Genomic DNA, 19,700 nt, shown 5'->3' with positions numbered 1-19,700 from the left:
CCCCACTCACGCGAACAGCACCTCCCGCTCGACGTGCTCGAGGACCGCGTCGATCCCCTCGCCGTCCTTGCAGTTAGTGAAGACGAACGGGTCGTCGCCCCGCACCGCGTTCGTATCGTCCTCGATCACCTGCAGGTCGGCGTCGACGTGCGGTGCGAGGTCCGTTTTGTTGACGACCAGCAGGTCGGCCTGCATGACGCCAGGGCCGCGCTTTCGGGGGATGTCCTCGCCCTCCGCGACGCTGATGACGAACAGGAAGTAGTCGGCCAGTTCGGGGTTGAAGGTCGCGGCGAGGTTGTCGCCGCCGCTCTCGACGAGGACCACGTCCAGATCGGGATGCCGTTCGGTGAACTCATCGATCGCCGCGAGGTTCATGGAGGGATCCTCGCGGATGCCCGTGTGTGGGCAGGCCCCCGTTTCGACCCCCTCGACGAGGTCTGCGGGCAGCAGGTCGGCGAACGACTCCCGAAAGACGTCGGCGTCCTCCTGCGTCATGATGTCGTTGGCGATGACGCCGACCTCGTAGCCCCGGTCGACGAGTTCGGGGACGATCCGCTGGACCATCGCCGTCTTCCCGGAGCCGACGGGACCGCCGAGACCGACTTTCGCGACGTCGCGGTACCCCATCAGTCACCCTCCGTGGGTTCAGGGCCGCCGCCCGTGGTATGTGCTTCGCTCGAGTCGTCGCTTCCCAGCGCGTCGGGATCGGTCACGACGTCCTCGCCGGGGTCCGGATCGACCGTCTCGAGTTGGTCTGGGCCGTCCGCGCGGATCGGATCGTGGACGGTCACCAGCTTGGTTCCGTCGGGGAAGACGGGCTCGACCTGGATCATGTCGACCATCGCCGGGACGCCGTCCATGACGTCCTCGCGGGTGAGTAACTGGGTCGCCTCCGAGCGGATCTGCGCGACGGACTTGCCCTCGCGAGCGGCCTCGCAGGCCCAGTCGGAGATGTACGCGACCGTCTCGGGGTGGTTGAGCTTCACGCCGCGGTCCTTTCGCCGGCGGGCGAGTTCGGCGGCCATGAACACCGTCAACCGCTCCATCTCCTTGGGCGAGAGGTTCATCGGTCCACCTCCGTTCGGACTGGGCGTCGGTTCGAGTGACTCGAGCGCGGCGTCCTCGCGGCGGTCGACCTCGAGCGAACTGTTCGTCTCCTCGATTCCGTCGCGATCGGTAGGATAGCTGTGTGGGAGATCATGATTCAGAGCAGGTATCGCTGTGCCAGCGGGACGTCGTCGGCCGGGTCACAGGTGACGTGTTCGCCGTCCACCTCAACCTCGAACGTCTGCGCGTCGATTTCGATGTCGTCCGGGCAGTGATCGTTGTGCAGCATATCCGACTTTCGGACCGATCGCGTGCCGCTGACCGGCCGGACGGGCGTCTTGAGGTCGTAGGCGTCGCCGACCTCGTTCTCGTAGGCGGCCTCGCTGACGAACGTCACCGAGAGGCCGTGTTTCGCTCGCCCCTGTGCGCCGGCGCGTTCGCGACCGATCACGGGCTCGCAGGTCATCAGCGAGCCGTTGGCCTCGCCCATCTGAGACCAGACCGGGAAGCCACCCTTGATAACGACTTCCGGCTTGATACCGAAGAAGGCCGGATCCCACAGCGCGATGTCCGCGAGTGTTCCGGGCTCGAGCGAGCCGACGTAGTCGTCGATTCCAGCCGTGATCGCCGGGTTGATCGTGTACTTGGCGACGTAGCGCTCGATTCGCGCGTTGTCGGCCTCGGTTCCCTCGTCGGCCTCGAGCGGGCCGCGCTGGGCTTTCATCTTGTGGGCAGTCTGCCACGTTCGACACACCATCTCGGCCATCCGGCCCATCGCCTGCGAGTCGGTGGTCATCATCGAGATGGCGCCGGTGTCGTGGAGGACGTCCTCCGCGCCGAGCGTCTCCGCGCGGATGCGGGACTCGGCGAAGGCGACGTCCTCGGGGACGTCCGGGTTGAGGTGATGACAAACCATCACCATATCGAGGTGTTCGTCGAACGTGTTCTCGGTGTAGGGCATCGACGGGTTCGTCGACGACGGCAGCATGTGCTCGTGGCCAATCAGTTCGAGCACGTCAGGCGCGTGGCCGCCACCGGCGCCCTCGATGTGGAACGTGTGGATCGCGCGGCCGTCGATGGCGTCGAAGGTGTCCTCGACGAACCCCGACTCGTTCAGGGTGTCCGTGTGGATACAGACCTGGACATCCTCCTCGTCGGCTACCTCGAGGCAGGTGTCGATCGCCGCGGGCGTCGACCCCCAGTCCTCGTGGAGTTTCATCCCGCAGGCGCCCGCCTCGACCTGCTCGCGCAGCGATTCCGGTCGACTGCTGTTGCCCTTCGCGTAGAAGCCGACGTTGACGGGCCAGTCCTCGGCGGCCTGCAGGAACCGCTGGATGTTCCGCGGGCCGGGCGTACAGGTGGTCGCACCGCCGCCGAACCCGCCCCCGAGCATCGTCGTCACGCCCGAGGCGAGCGCGTGGTCGACCAGCTGCGGGCTGTTGAAATGGACGTGGATGTCGAGCGCCCCGGGCGTCGCGATCAGCCCGTCGGCGGGGATGGTATCGGTGCTCTGCCCGATCACCATGTCGACGCCGCCCATCGTGTCCGGGTTGCCCGCCTTTCCGACGCCGACGATCGTCCCGTTGCGGACGCCGATGTCGCCTTTGCAGACGCCCAGCACGGGATCGATGATCACGACGTTCGTAAAGACCCAGTCGAGGGTCCCTTCGGCTTGCGTCGTGCCGGATTGCATTCCCATCCCGTCGCGCATCGTCTTCCCGCCGCCGAAGACCGCCTCCTCGCCGGGGACGCCGTAGTCGGTCTCGATCTTCGCGAACAGGTTCGTATCGCCCAGCCGAAGCCGGTCGCCCTCGGTCGCGCCGAACAGTTCCGTATACTCCCTGCGCGGGAGGTCCCGGCTCATTCGTCCGCCTCCGCGATATAGCCCCGCTCTCGAGCGCGCTCGAGCGCTCGAGCCCTCACGTCCTCGTCGTCGAGTTCGCCGCCGACCAGGCCGCCCATCCCGTGAACGATTCGGTCGCCGCCGATATCGACGAGATCGACCTCGCGTTCGCAGCCGGGCTCGAATCGAACGGCCGTGCCCGCCGGAATATCCAGTCGAGTTCCGTACGCGGCCTCGCGATCGAACTCGAGTCCCGGGTTCGCCTCGAAGAAGTGAAAGTGTGAGCCGACCTGTGCGGGCCGGTCGCCGGTGTTCTCGACCGTGACCGTCGTCGTCGACCGTCCCTCGTTTATCGTCACCGGCTCGTCGGCCGGGAGCAACTCCCCCGGAACGAACTCGCTCATTCCTCGATCACTCCGGGCGCGGTACCGGAAACCGTGATAACACGTGTACTCATCATTGGTAACAGTCAGTTGTTCGCGGCGTCTCGCTGTGGACGGAGCCAATTGCGCAACCGGTCCGAGACCGAACCGAGTCCGAGGCCCGCCACGAACGAGAGGAAACTCGGGACGAGTATCCAGAGGAGGTCGGGGTGCTGTGCACCAGTGTGTAACGGAGCGTCAAGCATACACGTTCTCCATAGCCGATTACGGCAGTTAATATCCTGATGGCGGCCATATTTGCCATACCTACAACTAAATCTGGTACTCTTTGTGGAAACGGGACGCGTTCTCGAGCAAAGTCTACTGTTCGTCCACGACGTTGAAATAGTCGATCCGATTGTGTAGCGCAACGACGGCATCACTACTGGCTGTCAGAGAGACCACGGAGTCACTGTCGGACTCGGGAGCGAGTTCTATCGACGCCACAATATTCGCGAATATCCCTCACGAGATCGGTCTCGACTCCCATTCGGTCACACGTCGGCCCGTGATCGCTCTGTCGACTCCCGTTTCCGCGAGTGATCACACTCCGTGGCGCGCGAAGCGACGCCACGCGAACTCGTTCGATCGAGTATCCCGCTTCACCCGTCCATAGTACCGCGTCCTAATACTATCTCTATTTCAGAGGTGTTCGGTATCGACCGGGCGGAGTCGACGAGCCAAAATCGGGGACAGAACGCTGACCGACGACCGATCGACGGAAGCAACTGAATTACGTTTCGGCCGATGAAACTGCGATCCGACTCGACACTCAGCGCGACCGGCTGTATGCTCCCATCAATCCCGGACCCAGCGTGCTCCCCCGAATTCGACGTTTCCCGTCTCGAGAGATACCACTACCATCTCTCGTCTCACCCGTTCAAACGGAAACATGACAGCACAGTCGCCGCGTTCCCCGTCGAGTCCACATCCCGACCCAACATTGTACCCATTGTCACGAACTCCGATTTCGAGACGACACGCATGAAAACTGGCACACTGACAAATACGTAATCTTTATTACTAAATGGAGGAAGTGTCTGTTTTAAATTGTTATGGAGACCGAATTCGATAACCGCCGAACGGTGGTTGCAGAGCGATACATCTACTGAAAGAATCTACTCCGAACGGCGCCATTGCTCGGCGACAGAGACGCCGCTCGTCCCTGCCTCCGATGAACCGCTTCGCGCGGTTCCGAATCGGCCGAATCTGAGAATGGATCGAGTACTTTCATCGGCCCAGACGCCGAGTGACATGAAGAACGAGGACCAGACGGAGATCACGAGTCAGGCAGTACCCCCCACGTGATGTGGTCCCATGTCCGCTCATAGACGTAGTACGTCCCCGTCTTCAGTAGATTAGTTATGAGGCCGATATTTATCGCGGCGCTCACGTCACCGACGATCAACCACGCGACGAGTATCGTGATCAGCATCATGAACAGCCGATAGCAGAGCGTTTTGACGATAGCCCGTTTCCGGGCCTGAATCGCTGACCGGGAAACCACGTTCCGTCCCATACTCCGTTTTCGAAAAGCGCCCCCATAAATAACCAATATTGACATCATAATTGCCTATTAGTAACGAGAATAGGTTTCGTTTCGAGCAGTCAGCTCCAGTGATCCCCTGCTCTCATCGCTCGAGTTCGTTCGTGGGTGTCGATACTCGTGAACAATCGTTCGTTCACCACTCTGGAGCCGGGACGCGAAAAGGCAAACCGCTCGTTTGGCGGGAATACCGGCGGCTGCTAGTCGCTGGGAGGGAACGTCCGGGAGAGCGGTTCACCGAGAGGAGACGCTCCGCTGAAAGCCGCAAATTCCGACAGCGGTCTCCGACACTGGCAGTCCCCGTCAGCGAGACGTGAGGCCGACGCCATCGGCAAGCAATTCGTGAGAGCGGAGCGCGTCGTCGTGGTCGGCGACGACGTGTTGGATCATCACTTCGTCGACGCCGACGCGATCGGCGAGTTGCTCCAACAGGCCCGCAAGCGTGTCCGGATCGCCGGAAATGGCGCGTGGCCACTCGTCGGGACCGAGCGTTGCAGGCGTTGGCTCGGGGACGCCACCGAGTTCGTCGATGGCCTCCTCGATGGACGGTGTGGTGCCAACCTCTCCGCGTTGCATCCGTTTGAACGACGCCTCGGCCACCGCTCGTATCCGCGCCGCTTCCTCGTCGGTCTCGGCACAGACCGCGTTCACCGCGATCATCCCCTGGGGCTCGTCGATGCCGTCGGCCAGCCGTGACGGCTGGAACTGCTCGCGATACTCCTCGAGCGACCGCGCGGCGAACTGCGGCCGAATGAACGCCGCGAAACAGTACCGCAAGCCGAGTTCGCCCGCGATAGCCGCGCTGGAGGGACTCGAGCCGAGCACCCACGGCACCGGTTCGGCCTCGCCGGAGCGCGGGAGCTCGAGGTCGCTGTAGGCGTGTCCCTCGGGATAGTCGTCGTAGAGGTGATCGATGACGGCCTCGATTTTCTCGGCGTGGTCGTCGTCGGGATTCTGCACGCGTCGGTCCGTCTCGAGGGCGCGGTCAGCGGCCGGCGACCCGTTCGCCCGCCCGAGACCCGCGTCGATGCGACCCGGTGCGAGCGCGTCCAGCGCGCCGAACTGTTCGGCAACCTTGAACGGGCTGTAGTGGTTGAGCAACACCGCCCCCGAGCCGAGACGGATCGAGTCGGTTTCGGCGGCAAGGTGCCCGAGCAACACTTCGGGCGTCGTCCCCGCGATCCTGTTCGCCATTCCGTGGTGTTCGGCGACCCAGAACCGCGAGTATCCGAGTCTCTCGGCCTGCTGTGCGGCTTCAACGGTGTTCGCGTAGGCATCGGTCGCGGTGCCGTCGTCGGGAACTGGAGACAGATCTACGGCAGAGAGTTCCATATCTGATCTCGGTGACTACGAGGGATAACGATTCGGTTAGTGGAACCGTTTTACTCACCCGTTCGAGGGTGTCATAGAACTCTTCTCACATCGTGATGATCGTGCTTCCCGGATTGTCTCCGCGTTCGTAGTTTGTGATAGCGACGACGAGGCGAAAGCACAGGGCAAGAAGACTCTCCGTGAGGCAGGTTATCACGCTATGGGACGGATCTGTGTCACCTTATTCTCGTCTATCAAGGTATTCTTCGAGATTATTGATGATTTCTTCGTCATCAAACCGGAGATCGTTTCGATCGAATCGAATACTCGGTAAAAGACCGGATCGATGTAATATTACATGGTTCTCCAACACTGTAACGTATTTTATCTGTGACATTGGTATAAATTGGCGCCAGGTGACAAGTTTTCCACCTCCACTCCGACGAAGCTCTAACCCAGCCGGAGTAAGCTTATAGGCTCTATCAGACAGCACTGTGTTTGTTGTACTAGATACTGTGACGACGACAACGAGAGCAGTTAACACAGTCAGATGTGGAGGAAGCCAAAATGAAAGTAGTCCAACTGGGACCAATCCAGTGACCATGGTGAATATCTGCACTTTTATTCTGTGAGCCCGCGGCCACCTGGAAGTCCATTCTATCAGGACGTTCTCGGATGCGATAGCGGAAGACGCAACCCGATTACGAGCCGTGAGTATGGCAATCTCACCTGCCACAGCTGCGACAATCCCGAGTAGGAACCCAGTCGCACCGACGAGACTTGACACGGGGATGGAAGCTGGGTCGATGAGATAGACAGCGACCACCTCGAGGACACTAAAATGGTAAGCCATCATTGGAACGAGTCCGAGAAGCGGGAAGAGCCAGGCTACCCAACCTGAGTTCAGCCAAGAGGCTATTTGTCCGTTGTCGGTTGTTAGGAATGCCGTCCCGGAACCGATAGTAATACCGATCATTCCTAGAACGGCGAATGCAAGCACTTTGCTGCGCAATCCCAAATACTCCACAGTGAACAGAGTAAGCGTCGGCACAATCAGCGCGGCTACGTAGCTGCCGACGAGCACGCCGAATCGAGGACCCAATCCATCCGGTGAAACTACCGAGTTTTCGGTAGTATATTTCATATTTAATTTTGATATGGGGCGTATAAAGTATTTAGGTGCGCTGAAAACTGAGTGTTGACCTCAGCGTGAAGGAGGGAGTTGAAGCGGTTTCTGACGAGTGCTGTTACTGAAGACTCGCCGGCCCAAGGTCGCGGGCTGGCCGTCAGCCCGCGACCGGAGCGTACGCGTCGGGACGCCGATACGTTCGTCTCGATCTTCCACCGCCGCTCTGCCTCTGCTTCTAGTTCGTGGCGAATCCAGCCACAGAACGTCTGGAATGTGAACTGCTCGGGCAAGTCGCGCCCGCCCTGTCGCGGTCGGACGACGGCTGTATACGAATGCTGAACACATCCAGACGCAGACTTCTTCGTGATCAACTCGTCGACACAATTCAGCTGATTACGTCGGTTGGGAAGTGCCAGTCTAGCAGCTACAATGCTGTGAAGATACGATATCGTGTCCCTCATCAATTTTAATGTCACATCCCTCATTAGTAAAAGACATCGGGTACAGGGTCGAAGGTCGCATCGAGGAACATAGCGAGGACGTTCAGCTGAAGCAATCTATCTTGGACGAGACGTACAACAACCGGACAGGCGTCGAACGAACCAACGATGCGGTCAAGGACTGCGGCCTCGGGCACGTCCGCGCCCGAGGCCGCGTTCACGCACGAACAGAAGTATTTGTTGCGCTCTGTCTACGACTCGTCGTTGCCATCACCAACTACGAGCGAGGAAACGATCCGGGCTGTGAGATATTATGAGATGGATTCTATGACACGCTCCACCCGTTCGCGTAATTTGATGATCCCTCCGCTTTCCCACGGACGGAACGCGGAGTCCCATCGGCCGCCCGTTTTCCGGCTATAGCCGTTGTATTCCACGATAGACGCAACTGCGACTAGCTACCATATGGAGAAAGTATATCTGTCGCAATCCCCTCGTCTTCGATACTGAATCGAGTTCTATGAGTAACAATACAGACGTTGATGACTCTCCCGAAGACGCTTCGGACACCGCCGACGAGGAACGGCCCGAGCGTCAGGGAGATCAGTCGCTGCTCGAGGAAGACGGCGACCGTCGCCCCGACGTCGACGATCCGATCGACGAGTTCGAGTCGTCGTCCGACGAGGAGGAGAAAGACGAGATCGAGACCGTCGACGATCTGGGGAGCACGGTCGAAGTCGATCCCGGCGTCGAGGTCGACGAGGAGATCGCCAAGGACGACCTTCTCGGCGGGCTGAAGATTGACTCGACGGAGGACATCGAAGTCCCCGATCGACTCGTCGATCAGGTCATCGGTCAGGACGAAGCACGAGATATAATTATCAAAGCGGCGAAGCAGCGCCGCCACGTCATGATGATCGGCTCGCCGGGGACCGGCAAGTCGATGCTGGCGAAGGCGATGAGCCAACTGCTTCCGCAGGAAGACCTGCAGGACGTCTTAGTCTATCCCAACCCGGACGACGACAACGAGCCGAAAGTACGGACCGTCCCTGCCGGAAAAGGGGAGCAGATCGTCGACGCTCACAGAGAAGAGGCGAACAAGCACAACCGGCGGCGCTCGATCCTGATGTGGGTCATCATCGCCGCCATCATCGGCTACGCCATCTTCGTCGGTCCCCTCCTGCTCGGCTTTCTTGCAGCGGGGGTCATCTGGCTGATCTTTCGGACCATGGGCAAGGGTGGGGATGCAATGGTGCCGAACCTGCTCGTCAACAACGGCGAGCAGCGCGTCGCGCCCTTCGAGGACGCGACCGGTGCCCACGCCGGCGCGTTGCTGGGCGATGTCCGCCACGACCCGTTCCAGTCCGGCGGCATGGGGACTCCGAGTCATGAGCGGGTCGAACCCGGTTCGATCCACAAGTCCAACAAGGGCGTGTTGTTCCTCGACGAGATTAACACGCTTGACATCCGGACCCAGCAGAAGCTGATGACCGCGATTCAGGAAGGCGAGTTCTCCATTACGGGCCAGTCCGAGCGCTCCTCGGGCGCGATGGTCCAGACCGAAGCCGTCTCCTGTGACTTCATCATGGTCGCCGCGGGGAACCTCGACGCCATGGAGAACATGCACCCCGCGCTCCGCAACCGGATTAAGGGGTACGGCTACGAGGTCTACATGGACGACACCATCGAGGACACCCCCGAAATGCGGCGCAAATACGCCCGCTTCATCGCCCAGGAGGTCGAACGCGACGGCCGCCTCCCCCACTTCACCGACGACGCCGTCAAGGAGATCCTCCTCGAGGCCAAGCGGCGCTCGGGTCGGAAGAATCACTTAACGCTGCACTTCCGTACCCTCGGCGGGCTGGTCCGTGTCGCAGGGGACATCGCCCGCGCCGAGGATCGTGAGTACACCACTCGAGACGACGTTCTTCGAGCCAAAGACCGCTCGCGCTCGATCGAGCAACAGCTCGCCGACGACTACATCGAGCGCCGCAAGGACTACGAGCTACAGGTCAACGACGGCGGCGTCGAGGGCCGCGTCAACGGCCTCGCCGTCATGGGCGAGGATTCGGGTATTATGCTCCCCGTGATGGCCGAGATCGCGCCCGCACAGGGCGGCGGTCAGGTGATCGCGACCGGCAAACTGCAAGAGATGGCCGAGGAGTCGGTCCAGAACGTCTCCGCGATCATCAAGAAGTTCTCCGACGTCGATCTCTCGGAGAAGGACGTCCACATCCAGTTCGTCCAGGCCGGCGAAGGCGGTGTCGACGGCGACTCCGCCTCGATTACGGTTGCGGCCGCCGTCATCAGCGCACTCGAGGACATCCCGGTCGACCAGTCGATCGCGATGACCGGTTCGCTCTCCGTGCGCGGCGACGTACTGCCAGTTGGCGGGGTCACTCACAAGATCGAGGCCGCCGCGAAGGCCGGCTGCACCACGGTCATCATTCCCGAAGCGAACGAGCAGGACGTGATGATCGAGGACGAGTACGAGGAGATGGTCGAGATCATCCCCTGTTCGAACATCAGTGAGGTCCTCGACGTCGCCCTCATGGGCGAACCGAAGAAGGACTCGCTGGTCGACCGGCTGAAATCGATCACCGGGACGACGTTCGATCAGGGTACCGTCGGTTCGACCACCGGCTCGAATCCGAGCCTGCAGTAACCGACCCGGTAGTTGCTATTCGCCAGTAGTACGAGTATCGGGCGATGACAGCTGTTCGTGGGAGCGAGGTGGACTCAATTTTGCACACCGTGAACACACCAGTTTGCAGCAGACGGAGAGTTCCAGACGCGGCGTTCGAGAGTGAGAAGCACGACTAGGCACAAACGAGAGTCGTCGTATTTCGCTGGTGTCGACTCGAGAGAGGCCGTATCACGCGGCGCTGCTTCGTTGCGACCACTCACTCGTACTGGCCGCTGTGATCAATCGCTGTTGCTACGATTCGTCGCTGCTGCGACCTGCTATACGCTCCGACACAGTTTCCGCACCGAACGCTCGCAAGGAGGGAACGTCGACAGCGGACGAAAGCTGTCGGAGCGCGCGATCCGTTTCTCGGAGGCGTCGGTTCGCGTGCTGGCGGAGTCGGCGTTCAGTGTGTGTTGTCCCCGTCCGGACAGAGAGACCATCAGAAGCGAGGATGTCCTGTATCTTCCAGACCGTGCCGAATCCACGCCCCAGTGTCGCAAAGTGGTCGCCGTCTGGGCCGTCGATACCCGCCAGCGTTGCACCGATGACGGCAGCCCCTCGACCGAGCGCGCCGGCAGTGTTGTCGATAGCCGAGCAGTACTCGGCCGGCGACGGTGGTGACTGCAGACAGTCGCTTCCCAACGCCTCGATGATCGACTCCGAGACGGTCGTGAGTTCTTCGACGCACTCCGCGATGCGATCCGCGGTGAGGGTTCCGAGCGTGGAATACGCCGACGTATAGAGGTAATCCGAGGCCAGCAATGCGGGCGTCACCTCCCGCTGCAACGAGTCAGTGGCCTCGTTGTCGAGTTGGTGTATCAGTTCCTCGCGAAGCCGAAGGTATCCGCGAAGCAGTTCGATCGCTGTCGCTGCGGGAACCGCCACCGCTCGATCCGCCGTCGTCGCCAGAGAGTTGTGAGAGAGGGCTACCAGTTGCCCGTACCACCGAGTATCACGCTCCAGAACTGCCGTCGAGGCGGGAGCTAACCGGCCGCTTTCTGTCCCGTCGAGCGCCCGCTCGAGTCGGGTGTCAATTTCGGTCCGTCGGTCAGTGAGTGAGTGTTTGTGAGCCATCGTCCTTAGTCGTCCGTTGTCGGGACCTCGACACTGGTCTCATCGATGCCGACGTCCGATTCGGTCAGATCTCCCGCTCGCCAGGTCCCGCGCTGATACCACGCGTACGCGATGGCCGCACCGGCGACGTTAGAGACGGCAAACGAGAGCCAGATGCCGGATTCGCCGATCGAACTGGCGAAAACCCACGCGATCGGGAAGCGGATGAACCCGAGCATCAGCACGGAGATCGCTGCTGCAGTGAGCGTCTTCCCGGCACCGCGGAAACTACCCGTGTACGCCCGCATAATTCCGATGAACCCGAACGTCAGCGCGACGTAGCGCAGAAACTCCGTGGAGATTTCGACCACTTCGGGATCTGTCGTGAACAGGTCGGCGATAGGTGCCGCACCGAACCAGATGAGAACTCCCGCACCCGTGAGGATACCGAAGAGGGCCTTCGCTGCGAGCGCCGTCGCCTGCTCGGCTCGATCTGGCTTGTCCGCACCGATGTTCTGTCCGGTCATCGTCTCGACACCGCGGGCGACCGCGATCGCGGGCAGGAAGACGACCGAGAAGACGCGCGTGCCGATCCCGTACGCGGCGACGACTGTATCGGGGAAGAACGCGACGATGAACAACAGCAGGTTCATCGACACGGCTCGTCCCGTCCCCTCGATCGAGGCGGGGACGCCGATTCGGGCGAGGCGGCGGAGATAGGTGAAATCGGGCACCATGTCTCGGAGATTGATCTGGACGCCACGCTCCCCGCGAAACATGATCGCGAGGCCGACGACCAGCGCCAGCGCACGAGAGAACACCGTCGCGATCGCGGCGCCTTCGATTCCAAGTTCGGGGAAGGCAATCGTCCCCACGAGCGGTGCGTTCTCGACGACCGCCCACCCGAAGATCAGGAACGGGTCGATGATGATGTTGAGAACCACCGAGCCGAACATGACTAGCATCGGTGTGATCGTGTCTCCGTAGCCTCGCATGAGCGCGACGAACACGGCGAACCCGAACATGAACAGGAGGCCCAGTGAGATGACTTCCATGTAACTCGAGGCCATCGGGAGCACGTCGGGAGACGCCCCCATGAACCCGAGGAAATCTCCGACGAAGAGATAGCCGACGACGCCGAGGATGACCGACGCGATGCCGGCGAATGTCATCGTCTGTGACGCGGCGTATTCGGCTTCCGTCTCCTCGCCAGCACCCGTATACTGGGCGACGAGAACGCTTCCGGCGACTGAGATGCCCATTCCGAGCGAGATCAGTAGAAACACCATCGGGAACGCGAAGCTGATCGCCGCGAGCGCGTCCGTGCTGTACTGACCGAGCCAGAACGTATCCGCGAGATTGTACGCGGTCTGAAAGAGGTTCGTGACGACGATCGGCATCGACAGGAAGAAGAGCGGTTTTCCGATGCCGCCCGACGTGAGGTCGAACTCCTCACGCCCTTTGAAGAGCGAACTGATGCGACGTCGAATGCCCGTCATTGCGCTCCCTCCACCGGTGTCCTGATCAGTAGATCCGTCTCAATATGGGACGTAATGGTCTCGGAGAGACGATCCGTCGAATACTCGACCGCGACTTGACGGGTGTTAGCTCCCACGATCAGCGTCGTGAACGCCTCGGCGATACGCGACGGAGCGACGCTCTCGGCGAATTCACCCGCGTCGATGCCGGCCGCGATTATCTGACGTATCCGTTCGAAAAGATAGTCGCCAAATTCGACGAGGCGGTCCCGGATTTTGTCGTCGTACGGAGCCTGTGCCGTCACTTCGAGCATTGCAGTGCGGAACTCCGTCCCGGGCGTGTCCTCCTCATCAGTGAGCAACACCTCGAGTAGTGAGCGGAGATGTTCTCGGGGAGAGTCCCTGGCAGTCGAATCTATCTGGGTCGTATACCGGTCGTAGAGAAAGTCAAGAAGCGCAACGAACAGTTCGTTCTTGCTATCGTAGTAGTAGTGGATAGATGCTTTACTCATCGCGGATTCATCGGCGATATGCTGCAACGTGAGTGCAGCGTACCCGTGCTTGCAGAGGGCATGATATGTTGCGTCCAGGATTTCACTGGTTGGTTCGTCGTTCATATCGGTCGATACGGTTACTTACTGACTAGTTAGTCAAAAGCGTTCGGAAACGGGATCGGTCCGAAACTATCGCTTCGTTTCGCGTTCGTTCAGTCGGCGGCGATCGAGGAGATACCGAAACGATTCATCCTGACGAGTGGGTCAAAACTGTTATCCCTCGCCTACGTGAGTATCGATACGATGGCTGATCCGTCGACAGAGACAGTCTCTGACCCAAACGAGGCAATCATGCGGGCTACGTACCGTGCGCTTCGAGAGCACGGATACGCCGATCTCACGATCCAACGGATCGCCGACGAATACGGGAAGTCGACCGCGGCGATCCACTATCACTACGATACGAAAGAGGATCTACTCGCGGCGTTTCTGGACTACATCCTCGAGCAGTTCAAGGATGCGGTCCACGAGGTCGAAACGACGGACCCCGAACAGCGACTCGAGTTGCTACTCGACAAACTGCTCGTCGACCCCGAGGACCACCTGGATCTGCTCGTCGCGATACTGGAAATGCGTAGTCAGGCACCGTACAAGAAACGGTTTCGCGAACGGTTTCGGCAGAACGACGAGTACGTCCGGTACATGCTTCAGACGGTGATCGACCACGGGATCGACGAGGGCGTGTTCGCAGCTGTCGACGCCGAACACGAGGCGCGAGCGCTCATGACGATCGTCGACGGCGCCCGCACTCGCGCAGTCGTGCTAGACGAGGAGCGTGCACTGACGACGGCGAGGCAGATCGCCGACGAGTACGTGGCGAACGTGCTAGTGAACGACCGTCGAGGAGACGGGACACAGCGCGGCTAGCGGGGTCTACTCACTGCTGTTCTGACGCATCCGGTCGACGTCCTCGACGGAATTCGTACACCAGTGACAGAACTCGAGTTCCGGATCGAGGTCGTGTCCGCAGTGGGGACAGGCGACCGCGCTTTCGTCGGCGTCATCGGACGAACTGGCGGCAGCGTTCTGTCGCTGCGCGATCCGATACGCGTCGACGACGCTGAGTCCGATGACGATGAACATCGGTGTGACCGCCAGCAGCGTTCCGGGGGTCCAGTTCCCGGTCAGAAACGCATCGACCGCCGCCGGATCGACGAACAGTACACTCGCACCGAAGGAGGCAACGAGCCATCCGATCCCGCGACCCCACCGGCGGAGATAGAGGTGGCCGAGACCGGTAGCCAACGCTGCGAGAAGCGCTGCAAACCACGGTCGTTTCTGTGGTAGCGACTGGGCCATATATTGACTAATCGGTTAGTCAGCAATAAGCCTTCTCCCTTTCGGCTCCCCTTCGAACGGCTTCGCTCACCGCTCGACGACACCCAGTGTAGAGTCGTACCGCTGCGGACCGATTCGTCTGACCGCTCGAGACGCGAGGACGGCAATCGAGATCTCGAGACCGCCCGCGGCGAGAAACGCCGGGAGATAGCCGTAGAGGTCCGCGATGATGCCGCCGACGAGAAAGCCGCTCAGCATTCCGAGGCTGCCGAACACATTGAAGCCGCCCATTGCGGCACCACGCTCCGACGCCGGCACGATGTCAGTGACCAGCGCCATCGTCGTCGGCGAGACGAACGCCCCGCAGACGCCGACGACGACCATCAGTCCAGCGGCGAGTGCGGCGGTGGGCGCGAGTCCGACCGCGATGATCATCACGCCGTAACACAGCGATCCGATGACGACCGGAAGAAACCGCCCGATTCGATCCGACAACGACCCAGCGGGGTACTGCAACACGGCAAACGGAACGAAGAAGAGCGCCAGCGTGAGCCCCGCCTGTGCAGCGTCGAGACCGAACGTATCCCGGAAATAGGCGACGCCGGTTAACGCGAAAAAGCCCGCGGTCAGCCGGTCGATGTAGCCGAACGCGAACGGCACGAGCAAGGTTGGGCGCGTGCGAACGCGCTCGGCGAGCGTTCCGACGGGGCGTCCGTCGCCGGGGCTGCGGTCGGGAATCGTCGCAGCGAGGACGGCAGCACCGACGAGGATCACTGCACCGCCGTACAGCGGCGCGAGCGGATCGATCGTCGCGAACTGACCGCCGACGACCGACCCGAGTGCCGCGCCGAGTCCGATCGCTGTCCCCGCTGCGCCCATGTTCCGCCCGTGACCGCCCGAGAGGTCCATCAACATCGTGATCGACAGCGAGAACGCACCGATCGTGAAGGCGCCGCCGACGACCCGTAACAGCAACACGGCACCGAACCCGAGCCCCACCTGTGGCACCAGCGCGACCGCGACGTAACTCGCGGCGCCGCCGATGGCACCGAGGACGACGAGCGGTGTCCGGCGTCCGAGCGCATCGCTCGCGAGTCCCCACACCACGGCACAGCCGACGAACGCACCGAACTCGGCGACGAGAAACCACGTCCCGGCGAGAATCTCGTCACCGCCGCCCAGCGCGGCGACCGTATCCTCGAGGCCGGGATAAAGGAACACCTGCGAGACGAGGACGCCCCAGACGATGAGCGCGAGCCGCGTTCGGTCACTTCGACTCGTCATGTCGGTCGTACCGTTTCCGTCTCTCGCTCGAGTCGACGGAGACGCTCGAGCCGTTTCTCCGTCGGCGGATGGGTGCGAGCCAGCCGAGCGATGACCCCTGTGCGTATCGGAACGATGAAGAACGCGTTCATCTCCGCCTGTTCGCGGAGGTCGTCCTCCGGCACGTCGTCCATCCGACCGGAGATCTTCATGAGGGCGGACGCGAGCGCGGCTGGCCGTCCGGTAATCGCGGCCGCACCGCGGTCGGCGGCGAACTCGCGATACCGCGACAGCGCCCGCGTCAGGAAGAAACTGATGACCCAGACGAGCATCGAAACGACGATCGCGACCCAGACCGGTGGCGCATCGTCGGTATTGTGACCGCCGCCGAACCACCAGCCCCACCGCACGACCATGAAGGCGATCGTCGAGAAGAACGACGCGATCGTCATCACCGCGACGTCGCGGTGTTTGATGTGCGCGAGCTCGTGAGCGAGGACGCCCTCGAGTTCGTTTCCCTCGAGGGACTCGAGGAGACCGGTGGTCACGCAGACGGCCGCGTTGCGTTGATTCCGGCCGGTGGCGAAGGCGTTGGGGACGGCGTTGTCGGCGACGGCCACGGTCGGTTTCGGGACGTCGGCCTGCTGTGAGAGACGGGTCACCGTACCGTGAAGCGCTGGATAGTCGGTCTCCGAGACCTCGCGTGCACCCATGCTCCGGAGCGCGAGCGTATCGCTGTAGAAGTACTGGATCAGCGAAAACCCGCCGAGCAGCAAGAGTGTGAATAGCGGCCCCCCGCCCAGTACCCGGACGATAAAGATGGCGAACAGCAGGTAGACGACGAAGAGGAGCCCGCCTGTCAGAGCCATCCGACCGAGAAGCCCCCAGTCTCGCGTCCGACTCACTGATATCGCCCTCCCGTCGGTATCCGTCCGGCGGTCACCGGTGTCTGTAGACGAGACGCCATACACTAACTGAATGGTTAGTTAGTAGTAAACGTTGTCTCTCGTCGCCGGAGCACCGACCGGAATTCGATCCGAGACACTCGAGAAACCGGTCTCTATAGTAGCCACTGACAGTCATTGTACGCCTGATCGAAGATCAGTGTGTGAATCGTTTCAGTGGCTACTATAGTCCCAACTGACAGTCACTGCAGACCCGACCGCACGACGGAAGCGCGGTATCAGTCCATAGAATAATTAAAACGACTCGAGTGGGTATCGACGGGCAATGGCCCTCGGTGGTGTACTCCCGGACGTGCCCGTTGTCAATGGGCTCGTCATCGTCGTTGCATCTGGCCTCATCTGGGTTGGCAGTAGCTGGCTCGAGGAGTCAGCGGAACGCCTCTCGGCATACTACGGATTGCCAGCGGTCGTCCAGGGGTCAATCGTCGTCGCTATCGGCTCGAGCTTTCCAGAGTTGTCGAGCGTCGTCTTCACGGCGCTTGCCGGAACGTTCAACATGGGTATCGGGGCGATCGTCGGTTCCGCTATTTTCAACATTCTCGTCATCCCCGCACTCTCCGGGATCGCGACGGACGGCGACCTAGACACGAACCGGACCATCGTGTACAAGGAAGCACAGTTCTACATGATCGCCGTTGCCACGCTGATCATCACCTTCGCACTCGCCGTAATTTACGTTCCCGTTCCCGACGGTCCCGAACTTACCGGACAGCTCACGCGTCCGTTAGCGCTGCTCCCCCTCCTCCTCTACGGGTTGTATCTCTTCATCCAGTGGAAAGATGTCAGCGACCACGAGGCCGAAGACGCACCAACTGGGATTTCCGTCGGCCACGAGTGGGGAACACTCGCTGTCGGCTTACTCGTCATCCTCGTGGCCGTCGAACAGCTGGTCGGTGGCGTCGAATCGCTCAGCCAGACGTTCGGTATCCCCGAGTTCCTCGCCGGTATCACCATCATCGCGGCGGCGACGAGCCTTCCGGACACGCTCGTGAGCGTCCGGTCTGCCAAGGCGGACAAGGGGATCACGAGTCTCGGGAACGTGCTCGGATCGAACACGTTCGACCTCTTGGTCGCGATTCCGATCGGCGTTCTCATCGTCGGGAGTGTATCCGTCGATTTCGCGGTGGCCGTCCCGATGCTCGGAGTCCTGACCCTGGCCACCGTTCTCTTATTCACGTTTTTACGGACTGGTCTCTCGGTTACGAAGCGGGAGTCCGTCGTGCTACTCCTGGCCTACGGCTTGTTCGTCACGTGGATCATCGCCGAAACCGTCGGCGTGACACATCTCCTCAAGGGAACATAACGGGAACGCAAACTACCTCGGCTCGTGGGTCGGAAATGACGTTGCGAACGTCTCGAGGAGCTTGCAGAGAATCTATAGTAGCCACTGCAAGTCACTGCACACCTGATCGCACGACAGTAGCGCGGTTCGGAGCGAACGCGGTTCGGAGCGAACGCGGTTCGGAGCGAACGCGGTTCGGAGCGAACGCGGTTCGGAGCGAACGCGGTTCGGAGCGAACGCGGTTCGGAGCGAACGCGGTTCGGAGCGAACGTAGTGAGCGAGAACCGCGGGAATGCGAACGGTGAGCGAAGCGAGCCGTGAGCGAACGTAGTGAGCGAGAACCGCGGGGATGCGAACGGTGAGCGAAGCGAGCCGTGAGCGAGCACCGCGATCGAGAACCGCGGACTGTGCGATCAGTGTGTAACTAGTTGCAGTTGTTACGAGAGTCGTTTGTTCGCCGTCTCACTCCGCTTCGAGGAGACAGTCTCGCACGTATCGCTCGAATTCGGCGCGGGCGTCGTCAAAGACGTCGTCGTTACTGGTTACGCGCTGGGTCATCGTTCCGGAGAACACGATCTGGAAGAGTGCTGCCGTTTCCTGTGGATCCACCTCCTGAAAAACGCCCTGTTCGATACCCGAGCGGATCGTGTGGACGATGTGTTTTCTGACGAACTGATCGCTCCGGGTGAAATACTCGCGGTAGTCCTCGTCGTGTGCGGCCTGTATTCGGAGCTCAACGAGTGCTTGCGTGAAATCGGTGTCCGGCCTGCCGTCGCCGAACGAGAACGTACTATCCACTATTTCTTCGATGTGGGCGTCGGCTCCCCCCTCTCGGTACGTCGGCAGCTGTTCCTCGAGTTGGTCCAGCATGAACTCGAGGAAATCGAGGAGGAGGTCGTCCTTGCTGTCGTAGTGGTGGTACAACAGCGACTTGCTCTTCGAGAACTCGTCCCCGATCCGCTGGATCGTGAGGTCGCTGTATCCGTGTTTACAGAGCGCGATATATGTCGCTTTCATGATCGCGTCCCGAGTATCGTCCGGTTCCTCGAGGAACGGTGGTGGGTGCGTCATATTGCTAGCCTCCCCGCTGTCAGCCATCTCTCGCCGAAACGTGCGGTTGCCAGCGGTGGACACCGGACGGATCCCGGATTCCCGCGGACACCGGCCCGCAAATCTGACGGAACCGAGGTCTGTGGCGCGGTGCCGAATTCGTGAGCACGGCGATGTCGATCGCGCGCGGGACGTAACGTGTTGTCTGTCCGAACTGATGTGATATCGTCGCGTTGCGTGCACCCGATTCGTTTCAGCGAGGCGACGGGGATGCCCACGATCGCACCGTACATGGCGATTTCGGAGCGACGCCGACTCCGATTCGGTTCTGTAGCAGTTCCCATTCTGGA

General features: G+C 61.2%; 18 protein-coding genes and 2 pseudogenes. 4 read left to right on the top strand and 16 right to left on the bottom strand.

The features are described 5' to 3' along the window. Positions 1-6: 6 nt before the first annotated feature. The 9 genes and pseudogenes from ureG to ACEWFR_RS11815 form a co-directional block, all read right to left on the bottom strand. A complete protein-coding gene (ureG, locus tag ACEWFR_RS11855; RefSeq protein WP_098727971.1) occupies positions 7-627 on the bottom strand; it encodes an urease accessory protein UreG in 621 nt (206 codons plus the stop codon). Beyond that, complete coding sequence (locus tag ACEWFR_RS11850) at positions 627-1,067, bottom strand: urease subunit gamma (RefSeq protein ID WP_098727970.1); 441 nt, start codon at positions 1,065-1,067, stop codon at positions 627-629. The genes ureG and ACEWFR_RS11850 overlap by 1 nt, the downstream gene beginning before the upstream one ends. A 137-nt stretch (positions 1,068-1,204) precedes the next feature. Further along, the gene (gene ureC, locus ACEWFR_RS11845; protein ID WP_374061220.1) at positions 1,205-2,911 is read right to left on the bottom strand and encodes an urease subunit alpha; all 1,707 of its coding nucleotides are present in this window, start codon (positions 2,909-2,911) and stop codon (positions 1,205-1,207) included. Further along, positions 2,908-3,294: an urease subunit beta gene (locus ACEWFR_RS11840; RefSeq protein ID WP_374061219.1), complete on the bottom strand. Its 387-nt coding sequence runs from the start codon at positions 3,292-3,294 to the stop codon at positions 2,908-2,910. Before ACEWFR_RS11840 ends, ureC begins: the two co-directional genes overlap by 4 nt. Positions 3,295-3,359: 65 nt before the next feature. After that, positions 3,360-3,518 (bottom strand): hypothetical protein, encoded by a 159-nt coding sequence (locus tag ACEWFR_RS11835; RefSeq protein ID WP_374061218.1) that lies wholly within the window; start codon positions 3,516-3,518, stop codon positions 3,360-3,362. Between the two features lie 1,073 nt (positions 3,519-4,591). Next, complete coding sequence (locus tag ACEWFR_RS11830) at positions 4,592-4,831, bottom strand: DUF2061 domain-containing protein (RefSeq protein WP_374061217.1); 240 nt, start codon at positions 4,829-4,831, stop codon at positions 4,592-4,594. Between the two features lie 330 nt (positions 4,832-5,161). Next, complete coding sequence (locus tag ACEWFR_RS11825; RefSeq protein ID WP_374061216.1) at positions 5,162-6,190, bottom strand: LLM class flavin-dependent oxidoreductase; 1,029 nt, start codon at positions 6,188-6,190, stop codon at positions 5,162-5,164. Between the two features lie 220 nt (positions 6,191-6,410). Continuing rightward, positions 6,411-7,313 (bottom strand): hypothetical protein, encoded by a 903-nt coding sequence (locus ACEWFR_RS11820; protein ID WP_374061215.1) that lies wholly within the window; start codon positions 7,311-7,313, stop codon positions 6,411-6,413. Between the two features lie 142 nt (positions 7,314-7,455). Then, positions 7,456-7,627, bottom strand: a pseudogene (locus tag ACEWFR_RS11815) (ISH3 family transposase); the annotation flags it as partial. Positions 7,628-7,788: 161 nt separating this feature from the next. Here ACEWFR_RS11815 and ACEWFR_RS11810 point away from each other — a divergent pair. Both ACEWFR_RS11810 and lonB read left to right on the top strand, forming a co-directional pair. Next, positions 7,789-8,055: pseudogene (locus tag ACEWFR_RS11810) on the top strand (transposase); the annotation flags it as partial. A gap of 203 nt (positions 8,056-8,258) precedes the next feature. After that, complete coding sequence (gene lonB / locus ACEWFR_RS11805) at positions 8,259-10,403, top strand: ATP-dependent protease LonB (protein WP_374061214.1); 2,145 nt, start codon at positions 8,259-8,261, stop codon at positions 10,401-10,403. Between the two features lie 273 nt (positions 10,404-10,676). On the opposite strand, the gene ACEWFR_RS11800 is transcribed toward lonB, so the two are convergent. The 3 genes from ACEWFR_RS11800 to ACEWFR_RS11790 are packed head-to-tail and all read right to left on the bottom strand — an operon-like array spanning position 10,677 to position 13,575. Continuing rightward, positions 10,677-11,501 (bottom strand): polyprenyl synthetase, encoded by an 825-nt coding sequence (locus ACEWFR_RS11800; RefSeq protein ID WP_374061213.1) that lies wholly within the window; start codon positions 11,499-11,501, stop codon positions 10,677-10,679. A 5-nt stretch (positions 11,502-11,506) separates the two neighbouring features. Beyond that, positions 11,507-12,979: an MATE family efflux transporter gene (locus ACEWFR_RS11795; protein ID WP_374061211.1), complete on the bottom strand. Its 1,473-nt coding sequence runs from the start codon at positions 12,977-12,979 to the stop codon at positions 11,507-11,509. Continuing rightward, complete coding sequence (locus ACEWFR_RS11790; protein ID WP_374061210.1) at positions 12,976-13,575, bottom strand: TetR/AcrR family transcriptional regulator; 600 nt, start codon at positions 13,573-13,575, stop codon at positions 12,976-12,978. Before ACEWFR_RS11790 ends, ACEWFR_RS11795 begins: the two co-directional genes overlap by 4 nt. Positions 13,576-13,755: 180 nt before the next feature. Here ACEWFR_RS11790 and ACEWFR_RS11785 point away from each other — a divergent pair, with 180 nt between their 5' ends. Further along, positions 13,756-14,379: a TetR/AcrR family transcriptional regulator gene (locus ACEWFR_RS11785; RefSeq protein ID WP_374061209.1), complete on the top strand. Its 624-nt coding sequence runs from the start codon at positions 13,756-13,758 to the stop codon at positions 14,377-14,379. A 6-nt stretch (positions 14,380-14,385) separates the two neighbouring features. Here ACEWFR_RS11785 and ACEWFR_RS11780 read toward each other — a convergent pair whose 3' ends face one another. From ACEWFR_RS11780 to htpX, 3 genes are all read right to left on the bottom strand, one after another. After that, positions 14,386-14,811, bottom strand: coding sequence for a zinc ribbon domain-containing protein (locus tag ACEWFR_RS11780; protein ID WP_374061208.1), 426 nt, complete (start codon positions 14,809-14,811; stop codon positions 14,386-14,388). Positions 14,812-14,877: 66 nt separating this feature from the next. After that, a complete protein-coding gene (locus tag ACEWFR_RS11775) occupies positions 14,878-16,074 on the bottom strand; it encodes an MFS transporter (RefSeq protein ID WP_374061207.1) in 1,197 nt (398 codons plus the stop codon). After that, entirely contained in the window at positions 16,071-16,922 is an 852-nt protein-coding gene (htpX, locus tag ACEWFR_RS11770; protein WP_374061349.1) for a zinc metalloprotease HtpX, read from the bottom strand. The genes ACEWFR_RS11775 and htpX overlap by 4 nt, the downstream gene beginning before the upstream one ends. A gap of 361 nt (positions 16,923-17,283) precedes the next feature. On the opposite strand from htpX, the gene ACEWFR_RS11765 reads away from it, so the two are divergent. After that, positions 17,284-18,321: a sodium:calcium antiporter gene (locus ACEWFR_RS11765; RefSeq protein ID WP_374061206.1), complete on the top strand. Its 1,038-nt coding sequence runs from the start codon at positions 17,284-17,286 to the stop codon at positions 18,319-18,321. Positions 18,322-18,762: 441 nt separating this feature from the next. Here the strand turns inward: ACEWFR_RS11765 and ACEWFR_RS11760 are convergent, their stop codons facing one another. After that, positions 18,763-19,371, bottom strand: a complete 609-nt coding sequence (locus tag ACEWFR_RS11760; protein ID WP_374061205.1) for a TetR/AcrR family transcriptional regulator — start codon at positions 19,369-19,371, stop codon at positions 18,763-18,765. Positions 19,372-19,700 lie beyond the last annotated feature (329 nt).

It is taken from the genome of Natrinema sp. H-ect4 (genome assembly GCF_041894845.1).
Classification (GTDB): Archaea; Halobacteriota; Halobacteria; order Halobacteriales; family Natrialbaceae; genus Natrinema.
This window is presented reverse-complemented; position numbering and strand designations above follow the sequence as displayed.

Coding starts and splice junctions, on each gene's coding strand:
- ACEWFR_RS11835 (WP_374061218.1), bottom strand. CDS start 3,518: ATGCTTGACGCTCCGTTACACACTGGTGCACAGCACCCCGACCTCCTC.
- ACEWFR_RS11850 (WP_098727970.1), bottom strand. CDS start 1,067: ATGAACCTCTCGCCCAAGGAGATGGAGCGGTTGACGGTGTTCATGGCC.
- ACEWFR_RS11830 (WP_374061217.1), bottom strand. CDS start 4,831: ATGGGACGGAACGTGGTTTCCCGGTCAGCGATTCAGGCCCGGAAACGG.
- ureG (WP_098727971.1), bottom strand. CDS start 627: ATGGGGTACCGCGACGTCGCGAAAGTCGGTCTCGGCGGTCCCGTCGGC.
- ACEWFR_RS11760 (WP_374061205.1), bottom strand. CDS start 19,371: ATGACGCACCCACCACCGTTCCTCGAGGAACCGGACGATACTCGGGAC.
- ACEWFR_RS11790 (WP_374061210.1), bottom strand. CDS start 13,575: ATGAACGACGAACCAACCAGTGAAATCCTGGACGCAACATATCATGCC.
- htpX (WP_374061349.1), bottom strand. CDS start 16,922: ATGGCTCTGACAGGCGGGCTCCTCTTCGTCGTCTACCTGCTGTTCGCC.
- ACEWFR_RS11825 (WP_374061216.1), bottom strand. CDS start 6,190: ATGGAACTCTCTGCCGTAGATCTGTCTCCAGTTCCCGACGACGGCACC.
- ACEWFR_RS11765 (WP_374061206.1), top strand. CDS start 17,284: ATGGCCCTCGGTGGTGTACTCCCGGACGTGCCCGTTGTCAATGGGCTC.
- ureC (WP_374061220.1), bottom strand. CDS start 2,911: ATGAGCCGGGACCTCCCGCGCAGGGAGTATACGGAACTGTTCGGCGCG.
- ACEWFR_RS11800 (WP_374061213.1), bottom strand. CDS start 11,501: ATGGCTCACAAACACTCACTCACTGACCGACGGACCGAAATTGACACC.
- ACEWFR_RS11840 (WP_374061219.1), bottom strand. CDS start 3,294: ATGAGCGAGTTCGTTCCGGGGGAGTTGCTCCCGGCCGACGAGCCGGTG.
- ACEWFR_RS11775 (WP_374061207.1), bottom strand. CDS start 16,074: ATGACGAGTCGAAGTGACCGAACGCGGCTCGCGCTCATCGTCTGGGGC.
- ACEWFR_RS11795 (WP_374061211.1), bottom strand. CDS start 12,979: ATGACGGGCATTCGACGTCGCATCAGTTCGCTCTTCAAAGGGCGTGAG.
- ACEWFR_RS11785 (WP_374061209.1), top strand. CDS start 13,756: ATGGCTGATCCGTCGACAGAGACAGTCTCTGACCCAAACGAGGCAATC.
- ACEWFR_RS11780 (WP_374061208.1), bottom strand. CDS start 14,811: ATGGCCCAGTCGCTACCACAGAAACGACCGTGGTTTGCAGCGCTTCTC.
- ACEWFR_RS11820 (WP_374061215.1), bottom strand. CDS start 7,313: ATGAAATATACTACCGAAAACTCGGTAGTTTCACCGGATGGATTGGGT.
- lonB (WP_374061214.1), top strand. CDS start 8,259: ATGAGTAACAATACAGACGTTGATGACTCTCCCGAAGACGCTTCGGAC.